A 12,860-nucleotide genomic window follows, 5' to 3' on the forward strand; every position below is an offset into this window, starting at 1 on the left:
TTTGTTAAAATCCTTGATTTATTTATAAATACGGGAAGTGTTCTTATCAAAAAAGCCTCTGATTTAAGTCAGAGGCTTTTGATATAGTGGTAAAAAAGGAATTAACCTTTTAATACTTTAGTTACTAAATCTGCAGCTTCTTTTAATAATATAGCCGAGTATACTTTAAGTCCTGATTCATCAATCAGTTTCTTAGCTTCTTCCGCATTTGTTCCCTGAAGACGCACGATGATAGGAACCGGAATATTTCCAATTTCCTGATAAGCATCGATTACACCCTGAGCAACACGGTCACAACGAACGATACCACCGAAGATATTGATCAGGATCGCTTTTACATTAGGGTCTTTCAGAATGATATTAAATCCGGCTTTAACTGTTTCAGCATTAGCGGTACCACCTACGTCAAGGAAGTTAGCAGGCTCACCACCGGCAATCTTAATGATATCCATTGTTGCCATAGCAAGACCGGCACCATTTACCATACAACCTACGTTACCGTCAAGTTTTACATAGTTCAGGTTAGATTCACCAGCTTCTACTTCAGTAGGATCTTCTTCTGTAACATCACGCATTGCTGCATAATCAGGATGACGGTATAATGCATTCTCATCCAGATTTACTTTAGCATCTACAGCCAAAATTTTGTCGTCAGAAGTTTTTAATACCGGATTGATTTCAAACATTGAAGAATCTGTAGCATCGTAAGCTTTGTAAAGTGCAGCTACGAATTTTACCATTTCTTTATGTGCAGGACCTGATAATCCTAAGTTGAATGCAATTTTACGTGCCTGAAAGCCCTGAAGACCAACTTTAGGGTCAATCTCTTCTTTGAAAATCAAGTGAGGAGTTTTTTCAGCTACTTCTTCGATATCCATACCACCTTCAGTAGAATACATTACGATATTGCGGCCTGTTGCACGATCCAGCAATACGGACATATAGAATTCTTTGGTTTCGCTTGCTCCCGGATAGTATACATCCTGTGCAACTAATACCTTGTTTACTTTTTTACCTTCAGGACCTGTCTGAGGAGTTACCAGTTGCATACCGATGATATCAGTAGCTCTTTGTTTTACTTCATCCAGATTTTTAGCCAATTTCACACCGCCACCTTTACCGCGACCACCTGCGTGAATCTGAGCTTTTACAACAACCCAGTCCGAGTTGTAGTCTTCTTTCATCTTTTTAGCGGCTTCCACAGCTTGCTCAGGAGTGTCAGCTACAATTCCTTCTTGTACAGTAACACCAAAACTTTTTAGTATTTGCTTTCCTTGATATTCGTGAATGTTCATTTTGACAATTTTAAGGTGTAAAAATATGGTTTTTAACTTTAAAGGTCAAGTGTCTATCGTCTTTTTAATGTTTATTTGATAAAAATGACGAAGGCAGACTTTATACCGGGCGTTCTATTCGCTAATCAACCCTATTTTTATTCCTGCCAGGACGGACAAAAATTAGTAACTTCGCTGTATGATGTTACAAGCAAAAGGAATCTATAAATCCTACAGCGACCTGTCTATTCTGAAGGGAGTAGATCTGGAAGTCGACAAAGGTGAGATTGTGACTATAGTGGGCGCTTCCGGAGCCGGAAAGAGCACATTATTGCATATTATCGGTACATTAGATCGGCCTGAATCCGGAGAAGTCTGGATAGATGGCGTGAAGGTCAGCGGGTTGAATGAGAAGAAACTCAGTGCTTTTCGCAATAAGCACATTGGGTTTGTCTTTCAGTTTCACCATCTGCTGCCTGAGTTTACGGCATTGGAAAATGTTTGTATCCCGGCATTTATAAATGGAGTATCTAAAAAAGATGCTGAAACCAATGCCATGCAGCTGCTGGAGATGTTGGGTGTGGCTCATCGCGCAGGTCATAAACCGTCAGCTATGTCAGGCGGAGAGCAACAACGTGTATCTGTAGCCAGAGCATTGATTAATAAACCTTCAATCGTACTTGCAGATGAACCATCCGGTAATCTTGATTCCGAAAATGCAGCAGCCTTACATCAGTTGTTTTTTGATTTAAGGGATAAAATCCAGCAGACATTCGTCATTGTAACCCATAATGATGAACTGGCCAATATTTCAGACCGTACCATTCATATGCGTGACGGAAACATTGTTTAAAAAAATGAGTGAGAAATTATTAATAACATATGGTACCAGAGGACTGGCGCAACGAATCGCCCGTCTGGTGGAAAGTAAAATAAGTGTACAACTGGCTTCTTCTGAAGAGGTACCCGGGATTTTGGTGTCTTCAGGCAAAGTGCTTCAGATTCCGGCAGGAGGACAGTCAACGTATGCGCATGAAGTACTTAAGGTTAGCTTAGATCAGGATATAAGCTATATACTTCCTTTGGGGAAAGAGGAGATAAATGTATTGGCAGAGGCGCAGATATTGTTTGAAGAGTACGGTATCCGGTTGTTGTTACCGGCAAAGGAGTTGTTATCTGATATTTTCGTGCTGGAAGATCCCGACAAAGATATGGCTATAAATATACTTCTGGATGGAAAAGATCTGCTGACAGAGGAGCAAATCAGAACTAGTAATCTCTCCGGAGCTTTTGTTTTGGCTGATTCAGAAGATGAACAGGCATTGTGTTTAGTATCAGCTAAAGGCTAAGAGATGAAAAATTACAAGGAATATCCGGCAGACAAGAAAGTATTTTTGTTTGAACTGGATGATATACTCTATCCGAAAAAAGATTACATATTGCAGGTATATTATCTTTTTTCAAATTTTATTGAATTCACAGAAACAACACCAGACTCCAAAAGTTTATTGGCTTTTATGCAAAAGCAATATGAAGAACATGGAGAAGTGGGAATGTTTGACAGTGTAAAGGAAAAATTCGGTTTGGATGAACAATACAGGGAAAAATTTGGTCGTATACATGTGCAGGCTCATTTACCCCTTAAACTTTTGTTATTCCCGGAGACGATACAATTGTTACAAGATCTTCAGAATGCAGGTAAACATGTGGCCGTTTTAACAAAAGGTAATCCACTCGAACAACTGAATAAACTTAAGCATATAGATTGGCAGGGATTCGATAAAGGAATGAAAGTCTATTTTATTGATGAGTTGAATTTCAGAAATATTGACCCGATTAGTTATATTGCAGATGAATTTAAGATTCAGCCTGAAGAAATAGCTATCGTAGAATAGACAAGTTATACGGATATATTTCCGGAAGATGCTAATTGTTGACGATTATGAAAAAAATATTTCCGGTATTATGGGTGCTTATACTTTTTACCTCTTTATACAGTTGTAAAAAATCAGATAACCCTGATAATAAAAACGATACAGAGGAAGACATGATCAAAGATTCTGTCTTTTACTACACCAAAGTTCTCTCTCTATGGGAGGGAAGCATGCCTCCGCGTAATGTCAATACGTTAGATGATAAGGGAGTCGTACGTTCTTATACAAAAAACTACGCTACAGGTGAGGAGGTATTGAATTATATGATGGGACTCACTCCTATAGTTAACGGCCGGCCGGTAGATAAGTATAGTTTTATCGATAGACAGGGGACTATAAGTGGCGAGATCGAAGAAGGGGTCAGTACAAGCTATGGTATGTATGTGTTTTATCTGGAGACAAGTTCTTCAGGTGACAATGCAGATTTGTATGTGCGGATGGTAGATAAGAATTCTCCGGCCTATCAGGCTGGTATACGTCGCGGAGATCGTATTCTGAGTATCAACGGACAGACAAATATTGATTACAATACTCAAAAATCCCAAAATTTTAAATTGATAAATGATGCGATCAATTCCAAGAGTATGACCATCAAATTTGTATCTCCGACTTCAGTCACTACAGAAAAACAAATGGTGAGCTCTTTGTATAATTTTGACCCTGTTCTGGCAAGTAAAGTTATTGATCAGAATGGTAAAAAGATCGGCTATCTTGCTTTCAGCTCATTTGTTGCTATTTATAATAACAGGATTCCAACCGCAATGTTAAGTTCCTTCGAAAATATTTTCAGTCAGTTTGAAGGACAGAATATATCTGAACTTATAGTCGATCTGAGATACAATGGAGGGGGCTCTGTCCAGACAGCAGAGTATCTGGCCAATCGTATCGTACCGGCCTCTGCTAATGGCAAGCGTATGTATTCCTACAAACTGAATCGCAATCTGGAAGCCTGGGGATGGGGGAAAGATGGAGGGGAGTTTGGCCCAGTCAGTTATGCTAAAAAGGGAACACTTAATCTCAATAAAGTATACTTTTTAGTGACCAAATCCACCGCTTCGGCGAGTGAGCTCCTGATCAACTCTCTAAAACCATATTTTAAAGATAATCAGAAAATGATCGGTACATATGGGGAAGACAGCGGGGGTAATCCTGTCGTTGAAAATACATTCGGTAAACCTGTGGGATTCTTTAGATATACCATAGGAACCACTGACGTAGATTTATATGCAACCTCATTTCAGACTGTAAATGCGGACAATTATGGTGATTATTTTGCCGGATTAACGCCGGACAGAAGTACATATGAAGATTATTTCAAAGATTTTGGTGATCCGCAGGAAAGGATGATTGCCGAAGCACTGCATTATAGTCTGAATGGAAGCTGGTTGTCCAGTACTTCTAAGACAGCACTGGCTTCTGTCAATAAGTTGCGAAATGAAAAATATATAAACCGACAGAGTATAGATGCCCGCGCACATGCAAATGGTATGTACAAGTTTCAGACGGGACGGTTAAAATAAATGTAAATGTTTAAAAGATTCCTTACTTTGCAAGTAGGATTGATATAGAAAGCTATGAAAAAAGAAAAACCGGCCACAATAAAAGAAATAGCCAGAAAGCTGAAGATATCTCCTTCTACAGTTTCCAGAGCGCTGAATGATCATCCGAGTATTGGGTTGGTAACCACCATGCGGGTGAAAAAAATGGCTGAGGAAATGAATTATGAGCCGAATCAGACTGCTATTTTCTTTAAACAACGGAAGACATTTACAATAGGTGTAGTATTACCCAGTCTTTCCGAACCCTTTTTCTCTGCAGCCATCAGTGAAATCGAAAACTTTGCTAATGAGCGTAAGTATACGGTGATCATGGGGCAGTCAATGGATGATGCAGAAAGAGAATTACGGATCTTGCAAACCCTCAAAAAACATCGTGTTGACGGCGTATTGATGTCCATAGGAAAGAATACCAATTCTTTTGATTTCATCAAGAGTATGGAAGAATCGGAGATTCCAGTCGTATTTTTTGACTGTGTTCCTAATCTGAATGATATTGACCGTATAGAATGCGATCTGGCTACAGGGGTATATGAAGCTATCGATGCTTTTGTATCCCGCGGACATCAGAAGATTGCCCTGATCAACGGGCCTGATACCCTGTTAGCTTCCGAAGAACGTAAACTCGCCTATATAAAGGGGCTGAGAAAGAATGATATTGCATTTGACGACCGTTATCTCGTCAATACGGATCTTACTGAAGAAGGAAATGAAGAAGCGATGAACAAGCTCCTTACCCTATCGGACAGGCCTTCGGCTATATTATCTTTCAATGACTTTGTCACACTGGATGTTATGAAATTTGCGAGACAGAGAGGTGTATCGCTGAACAGTGATATCCATTTTATCAGTTTTGCCAACTATCCATTGTGGAAATATATGGAAAATCCTCCTATGGGAAGTATTGAGCAGTTTCCGGATCAGCAGGCTAAGAAAGCAGCAGAGATTCTGTTTGACCGCCTGGAAAATAAGGAGGATTATAAGCCTCAGCAATTTATATTTAAGTCCCGCTTAATATTGCAATAGACAAAATAGGGCTCGCTAAATAATGATGTTATTTCGCTTCCTGCCCAGAAGTATAAAAAAACTAAAAAGGCATTCAAGAAATTGAATGCCTTTTTTATGGGGTAGGTTATTGCCTACAAGTGGATCACTTCACCATATGCATCAGCACAGGCTTCCATGATCGCTTCACTCATGGTCGGATGAGGATGTACAGACTTGATCATTTCATGACCTGTCGTCTCTAATTTACGGGCTACAACGATCTCTGCGATCATTTCAGTAACATTAGCTCCGATCATATGTGCACCTAATAATTCTCCGTATTTCGCATCGAAAATTACTTTTACAAAACCGTCTTTAGCTCCGGCAGCAGAAGCTTTTCCGGATGCTGAGAATGGGAATTTACCAACTTTCAGTTCGTATCCCGCCTCTTTAGCTGCTTTTTCAGTGTAACCAACAGATGCAATTTCAGGTGAACAATATGTACAACCCGGGATATTATTATAATCGATTGCTTCTACATGAAGACCTTTTATTTTTTCTACACAAGTGATTGCTTCAGCAGAAGCAACGTGAGCCAGGGCCTGACCTTTCACGATGTCACCAATAGCATATACACCTTCTACATTTGTTTTGTAGAAATCGTCTACCAGTACACGACCTTTATCTGTTTTCACACCTGTCTCTTCTAGGCCGATATTCTCGATATTAGGGGTGATACCTACAGCCGAAAGTACAATCTCTGCTTCAAGAGTTTCTACTCCTTTAGCGGTCTTGATACTTACTTTGCTTAATTCTCCTTTGGTGTCTACAGACTGAACTTCAGATTTTGTTAAGATATTGATACCTGCTTTTTTGAGGCTTTTTTCCAGTTGTTTGGATACTTCTTCATCCTCTACAGGAACGATACGATCCATGAATTCTACGATAGTGACCTGAGTACCCATCGCATTGTAGAAATAAGCAAATTCAACACCGATTGCTCCTGAACCCACTACAACCATTGATTTTGGTTTATTTGGTAAGGTCAATGCCTGACGGTAGCCAATGATTTTTTTGCCATCCTGTGGTAAATTAGGTAATTCGCGTGAACGTGCTCCGGTCGCCAGAATTGTATGTTTGGCTGTATATTCTTTTGTCGCTCCGTCAGCTCCTTTCACTTCTACTTTACCACCTTTTTTGATTTTGGCAGTACCATTGATGACATCAATCTTGTTCTTTTTCATAAGAAACTGGATTCCTTTGCTCATACCATCAGCAACTCCGCGGCTTCTTTTGACAATCGCATCAAAATCTGCTTCTCCGCCCTGAACTTTGATTCCGTAGTCTTCAGCGTGATTCAGATATTCAAAAACCTGTGCGCTTTTGATTAATGCTTTTGTAGGAATACAGCCCCAGTTGAGACAGATTCCGCCTAATGATTCGCGCTCAACGATCGCAGTCTTAAAGCCCAATTGAGCAGCTCTGATGGCAGCAACATACCCCCCAGGACCACTTCCAATTACAATGATGTCGTAATTCATATGATATAATTTGTCTTTTTTAGTTATCCGTAATTTCCGTTGTTCTTTATAAATACTGATTTATTCCAATCCCGGAAACTGCAGATAATAATTTCTGTAGTTGATTTAGTGATGTGCGATCATGACTAAAAATGAACACACAATCTCCTCCAAATGTACGTATTATTTTTTAATCTGCCATGTAATGGAAATGCAATTGTTTGCATACAAATGCATTAAATCCATTCGTAAAGGTGTCATTTGTCAGTTATTAGTCAAAGAGAAACATAGTCAGATCTTTGTGATCAAATTAGTATTACTTTTGAAGTTTGAAGATATTATTATGCTAAGACTTTTTAGACAAATCGCTTTATGGGAAGCGATCTCCACCATTCTCCTTTTCTGTTTTGCGATGCCTCTGAAGTATTTCGCAGATATTCCTGAAGCTGTACGTATAGCCGGATCTATTCACGGCTTTTTGGTCGTCATATTTGTAATTATGCTCGTCGCCTGTACAGTAGAGTACAAATGGTCCTTAATTAAAGCTCTGAAGTATTTTGTGGTCTCGATGATCCCGGTTGCTTCTTTCTGGGTAGAATTGGATCTGAAAAAAGAAATTGCAAAAAATGCTAAAGGAGTTGCTTAATCAGCTTCTCCTTTGTTAATCCGTTCAATACCCATATAGGCATAAGTAATTTCTGTTCTGCCGTGCGGAGTAGGAGTGCCTTCCTCATTCAGGTTTACAAATACCAGTTTTTCAATTGAAAGTATGGTCTTTCTGGTGATTTTATTCCTTACTTCGCATTTCATGGTCAATGATGTCGTGCCAAAGGCTATTGCTTCTATGCCGAGTTCTATGATATCTCCCTGTCTGGCTGAACTTACAAAGTTGATTTCTGAAATATACTTGGTAACTACAAAAGGATTGCCCAGTTGTACTATTGCATATATTACTGCTTCTTCATCGATCCATCTTAGTAATGTCCCTCCGAATAATGTTCCATTCGGATTGAGATCCTCAGGCTTGATCCATTTTCTGGTGTAAAAATTCATGATTTACGTATTTAGAGTTGAGGTGTGTATAGGGATAGTCGGGTTTAGCTCTTCGTACGGAGTTGTATAGTGGAGATATTGATTTCTGTACGCTGTATTTATTCCGGATGGTAGATTCCCCGATCTGTTTGATAAAAAAAGAAGGGCAAATAAATCGCCCTTCTTTGTTATATTGTTTAAGCGTGTATTGCCCTGTTAGCAGTTGCTGCTAGAGCTGCCTCTTTAAGTGCTTCTGTGAATGTCGGGTGAGCATGGCATATACGACCGATATCTTCTGCTGAAGCACGGTATTCCATCGCTACTACCGCTTCTGCAATCATATCTGCAGCACGAGGTCCGATCATATGTACGCCTAATACTTCGTCAGTCTCTGCATCTGCCAGTACTTTGATAAATCCATCGGTGTCTCCGGATGCCTTAGCACGACCTGAAGCTTTGAATGAGAATGAACCTGATTTATATTTTTTACCGGCTTCTTTCAGCTGCTCTTCTGTCTGACCAACAGAAGCTACTTCCGGCCACGTATAGACTACACCCGGGATCAGATTATAATCAATATGCGGTTTTTGTCCTGCTATTCTTTCTGCTACAGCTATACCTTCATCTTCCGCTTTGTGAGCAAGCATAGCCCCTTTGATCACATCTCCGATAGCGTAGATGCCCGGTACAGTTGTTTCCAGGTGGTCGTTTACAGGGATTTTGTTACCTCTTTCTTCTGGCTGTATACCAATGTTTTCCAGACCAAGACCAGCTGTATATGCTACACGACCGACAGAAACGATGCAATAATCACCTTCTAAAGATATTTCCTGACCTTTAGGATCTTCAGCAGTAACGGTTACCTTTTTACCTTTTACAGATGCACCGGTTACTTTGTGACCCAAAAGGAATTCCATTCCTAAAGACTTTTTCAATACACGTTGCAATTCTTTACCTAATCCGCCATCCATTGTGCTGATGATAGATTTAGCAAATTCTACAACTGTAACTTTTGCACCAAGACGCGCATATACAGATCCTAACTCAAGCCCGATTACACCACCACCGATGACGATCAGATTTTTAGGGATTTCTGTTAAAGATAATGCCTCTGTAGAAGTAATGATGCGTTTCTTGTCTACCGGAAGGAACGGTAATGCCGTTGGCTTAGAACCTGTCGCAATAATGACGTTTTTAGTCGTAAGTTGTTCAGTTTTGCCATCTTCTTTAGTAACTAAAATGGTGTTTTTATCTACGAAAGAACCAACTCCCTGAAAACTGTCTATTTTATTTTTCTTAAATAAATAAGTGATACCTGCTGTGTTTTGAGCAATGACATCGTCTTTACGAGCCATCATTTTTTTAATATCAACCTTTAGATTACTTAGGCTAATCCCATGACCTTCGAAGCTGTGAGCAGCATTGTGATAATGCTCTGAAGAGTCTAATAATGCTTTGGAAGGAATACATCCTACATTAAGACAAGTACCTCCAAATGTACTATACTTTTCGATTACGGCAGTTTTTAAACCTAATTGCGCGCAACGGATGGCAGCCACATATCCACCTGGCCCGCTTCCGATTACTATTACGTCGTATTGCATAAAGTTTGATTTTTATTTTGCTGCCAAAGTTAATGATTATTAATACTATTCGTAAGGAACAGTGTAAAATAAAAAGGTTTTTACACAAAAAAGACACCCCGGAAGGTGTCTTTTCTTATGTTGTTTTTAAAGTCTGATTATTCTGCAACGATTTTACCTTGCATAATACCAAAGTGACCCGGAAAACTACAGATAAAAGAGTAAACACCTTTCTCTAATGTAAAGGTAATTTTATCTGTTTCACCTGGTCCCAATAATTTTGTGTGTGCAATAATAGATGAAGCAGAAGATTTTGGAATATATTCGCTCGCTGCTGCTCCGGCTGCTTCACCACCAAAAGTAGCGATATCAGTACCTGGCTTAAGGATTACGACGTTGTGTCCCATTGATTCTTTCGGTTGTTGACCTGCATTTTTAAAAGTCAATTCCACAGGCTCACCAGCTTTTACGCGAAACAGATCTTTGTCATATTTCATCTGATCATTTCCTTCTAAAGAAAGGGTATTCGAAATCGCTACATTTTCGATTCCAGGAACAGTTTCTTCAGTTGTCTGAGTTTCTGTACTTGTTGTTTCTGTATTCTCTTCTGTTGAAGTTTTTTTGCTTTCACCGCCACAAGATGCAAACGCTACAGCAAGAGCTAAAGCAGGAATAATAAATAATTTTTTCATTGCGAACTATGTATTTAAACTTTTATAAAAATATACAATATTTATGGTTTATCTAAATTATCAGTTCTTGAAGTCCAACTTAATTTGCTTTTTCTTCTCGATTACTTCAATAATACGATTATAAAGATCGATTGCATCAAAAGGTTTTCCGATTACACCGTCTGCTCCGACCTCATATGCTTCTGCCTGTTCTGACTCTAAAACAGATGCGGAAATAGTGATTATAGGCGTATTTGCCTTCACAGGATCTGCATGATTCTTGATTTCCCTGATCGCTTCAAAGCCACTCATAATAGGCATATGGGTGTCCATCATGATTAAGTCATAATTTTTATTTTCTACATTTTCCAGAGCGGATTTTCCATTTTTGACAATATCCACTTCACAATCCCAGCTTTTCAGAATATGGGAAAGCATAAAACTATTGAGGTCATTGTCCTCTGCAATTAAAACTATCAAACGCTCGAATTTAGGTAATTGGGTATATAGTTGCTCTATTTTTGAGTCTGTCACATCATAACTCTCGGCCTTTTCAAACCAGCATTGAAATGAAAATTCACTGCCTTCATTATACACACTGGTGGCGTCTACGGATCCGTTGAAAAGATCAGCAAGTCGTTTGACAATAGCCAATCCGAGACCTGTTCCACCAAATTTTTTCGTAATACCATCATCAGCCTGCTCAAAGGCCAGGAATATCTTATTCAGTGATTCTGCACGTATACCTATTCCTGTATCTTTCACACTGAAGCGTATAAAATAACTATTATCTTTTACTTCCAGAATCTTAATACTTAATGTTACCTTTCCCTTTTCGGTAAATTTCAAACCATTAGAGATAAAGTTGCTCAGTATCTGTTGCAGACGCAATGAATCCGTCTTGACATAAGTCGGTAGATCACTGTCGATATTCATCTCAAATTCAAGATTCTTATTGGCAGCCTTTATTTTGAATATTTTATTGAGATCATCGAATAAATCCTGAAACACCAGGTTTTCGAATTCCAGTTTCATCATTCCGGAGTCTATCTTCGAAATATCAAGAATATCATTGATAATTAATAATAAGGAATGTGAAGCACTATCAAGCCGGTTTACCCAATCCTTTTGTTCACTGGATAGCGTAGAACTGCGGAGCATCTGCGTGATTCCCATAATTCCGTTGATCGGAGTACGGATCTCGTGGCTCATATTGGCTAGGAAGATCTCTTTTGATTTTCTGGCTTGTTCAGCTTCTTCTTTAGACCGGATCAGCTCCTGTTTGGATTGTTCCAGCTCCGAATTTTTTTCTTTGATCTGAAGCTGTGTCAATACCTGTTGCATAAAAGATTTGACTTTTGCTATGGTAATCTCCGGACTTAAGGGTTTGTACAGATAATCTACCGCACCGCTGTTAAGACCTTGAATCAGGTATTTATCTTCTTTTGATATTGCAGTCACCATTATTGCAATGATTTCCCGTGTTTTGGGATTACTTTTGAGAATGGAGACAAATTCAAAACCGTTAATTTCAGGCATTTGAACATCAATGAGTGCAATTGCGATATCCTCTTTCCAACATAGTCTCAACGCTTCATTAGGATCCGAACTGCTTAGGATATTTAATCCCTCAATATCTTCCAGGAGAGCTTTTAAACTAATGATGTTCTCAATTTTGTCATCTAAAATTAACAGATTTAGCTTTTTCATGTTACTAATTCTTGATATTTTGTTTGTGTAGATCTAATATGAAATCAATAATTCCTTTATTATCCATAATATGATGATAAGCCCCCAGCTTTATTGCAGATTCAGGCATTGTCGATATTTCAGCTATAGCAGGGTTCTGTACAATACATGTACCATTCATTTTTTTGATATAAGCTAATCCGTCTGCACCATCCTGATTGGCTCCTGAGAATAAAAAACCGTAGGTGGCTGACTGGTAAACGTCTGCAGCAGATTCCATAGTGACATCAATTGAAGGTCTGCAAAATTGTACAGGTTCAGATGAGTCCAGAGAGAACGTATAATCCGGTTCTACCAGTAAATGATAACCGGGAGGAGCAAAGTAAGCTACTCCGGCCTGAATATGTTCTTTATCTTCAGCAATCTTGACCTCGATTTTGCATTTTTTGGATAAGCTGCTTTCTATATTAGTTTCATATTTTGCATTGCGGTGAAGAATAACGATAACCGGAACAGACATGTCTGCAGGCAGGCATTTCAGGGTTTCCACTAAAATACTGTAACTCCCGGCGGATCCAGCTAATATGATGATCTTTTGCTGATTCATATCTTTC

Annotated in this window: 13 protein-coding genes; 6 read left to right on the forward strand and 7 right to left on the reverse strand. The window is 39.1% G+C overall.

Annotation, left to right across the window (positions count from 1 at the left end; genetic code table 11):
* Positions 1-101: 101 nt before the first annotated feature.
* Entirely contained in the window at positions 102-1,295 is a 1,194-nt protein-coding gene (sucC, locus tag B4B65_RS04310; RefSeq protein WP_201677996.1) for an ADP-forming succinate--CoA ligase subunit beta, read from the reverse strand.
* Positions 1,296-1,476: 181 nt separating this feature from the next.
* Here sucC and B4B65_RS04315 point away from each other — a divergent pair, with 181 nt between their 5' ends.
* The 5 genes from B4B65_RS04315 to B4B65_RS04335 are packed head-to-tail and all read left to right on the forward strand — an operon-like array spanning position 1,477 to position 5,790.
* Positions 1,477-2,127, forward strand: a complete 651-nt coding sequence (locus tag B4B65_RS04315) for an ABC transporter ATP-binding protein (RefSeq protein WP_409590541.1) — start codon at positions 1,477-1,479, stop codon at positions 2,125-2,127.
* Positions 2,128-2,131: 4 nt separating this feature from the next.
* Positions 2,132-2,623: a hypothetical protein gene (locus B4B65_RS04320; protein ID WP_293913632.1), complete on the forward strand. Its 492-nt coding sequence runs from the start codon at positions 2,132-2,134 to the stop codon at positions 2,621-2,623.
* A 3-nt stretch (positions 2,624-2,626) separates the two neighbouring features.
* Complete coding sequence (locus B4B65_RS04325) at positions 2,627-3,169, forward strand: HAD hydrolase-like protein (RefSeq protein WP_293913634.1); 543 nt, start codon at positions 2,627-2,629, stop codon at positions 3,167-3,169.
* Positions 3,170-3,216: 47 nt separating this feature from the next.
* The gene (locus tag B4B65_RS04330; protein ID WP_293913635.1) at positions 3,217-4,728 is read left to right on the forward strand and encodes a S41 family peptidase; all 1,512 of its coding nucleotides are present in this window, start codon (positions 3,217-3,219) and stop codon (positions 4,726-4,728) included.
* 54 nt (positions 4,729-4,782) lie between these two features.
* Positions 4,783-5,790 (forward strand): LacI family DNA-binding transcriptional regulator, encoded by a 1,008-nt coding sequence (locus B4B65_RS04335; RefSeq protein ID WP_293913637.1) that lies wholly within the window; start codon positions 4,783-4,785, stop codon positions 5,788-5,790.
* A gap of 113 nt (positions 5,791-5,903) precedes the next feature.
* Here the strand turns inward: B4B65_RS04335 and lpdA (B4B65_RS04340) are convergent, their stop codons facing one another.
* Entirely contained in the window at positions 5,904-7,292 is a 1,389-nt protein-coding gene (gene lpdA, locus B4B65_RS04340) for a dihydrolipoyl dehydrogenase (RefSeq protein WP_003007912.1), read from the reverse strand.
* Positions 7,293-7,476: 184 nt separating this feature from the next.
* Here lpdA (B4B65_RS04340) and B4B65_RS04345 point away from each other — a divergent pair, with 184 nt between their 5' ends.
* On the forward strand, positions 7,477-7,917 hold the full coding sequence (locus B4B65_RS04345; protein WP_293913640.1) for a DUF3817 domain-containing protein: 441 nt from the start codon (positions 7,477-7,479) through the stop codon (positions 7,915-7,917).
* Here B4B65_RS04345 and B4B65_RS04350 read toward each other — a convergent pair.
* The 5 genes from B4B65_RS04350 to B4B65_RS04370 form a co-directional block, all read right to left on the reverse strand.
* A complete protein-coding gene (locus B4B65_RS04350; protein ID WP_003007908.1) occupies positions 7,914-8,324 on the reverse strand; it encodes an acyl-CoA thioesterase in 411 nt (136 codons plus the stop codon). The genes B4B65_RS04345 and B4B65_RS04350 overlap by 4 nt on opposite strands.
* A gap of 176 nt (positions 8,325-8,500) precedes the next feature.
* Positions 8,501-9,907, reverse strand: coding sequence for a dihydrolipoyl dehydrogenase (gene lpdA / locus B4B65_RS04355; RefSeq protein WP_201678002.1), 1,407 nt, complete (start codon positions 9,905-9,907; stop codon positions 8,501-8,503).
* A gap of 137 nt (positions 9,908-10,044) precedes the next feature.
* Positions 10,045-10,578, reverse strand: a complete 534-nt coding sequence (locus tag B4B65_RS04360) for an azurin (RefSeq protein WP_293913644.1) — start codon at positions 10,576-10,578, stop codon at positions 10,045-10,047.
* 60 nt (positions 10,579-10,638) lie between these two features.
* Positions 10,639-12,267 carry a response regulator gene (locus B4B65_RS04365; RefSeq protein WP_293913646.1) on the reverse strand — a complete coding sequence of 543 codons (1,629 nt, stop codon included), beginning with the start codon at positions 12,265-12,267 and terminating at the stop codon, positions 10,639-10,641.
* 4 nt (positions 12,268-12,271) lie between these two features.
* Positions 12,272-12,853 carry a chemotaxis protein CheB gene (locus B4B65_RS04370; RefSeq protein ID WP_293913648.1) on the reverse strand — a complete coding sequence of 194 codons (582 nt, stop codon included), beginning with the start codon at positions 12,851-12,853 and terminating at the stop codon, positions 12,272-12,274.
* Between the last annotated feature and the right edge of the window lie 7 nt (positions 12,854-12,860).

Origin of the sequence: Sphingobacterium sp. UBA5789 (assembly GCF_002418355.1) — a bacterium.
GTDB lineage: Bacteria > Bacteroidota > Bacteroidia > Sphingobacteriales > Sphingobacteriaceae > Sphingobacterium.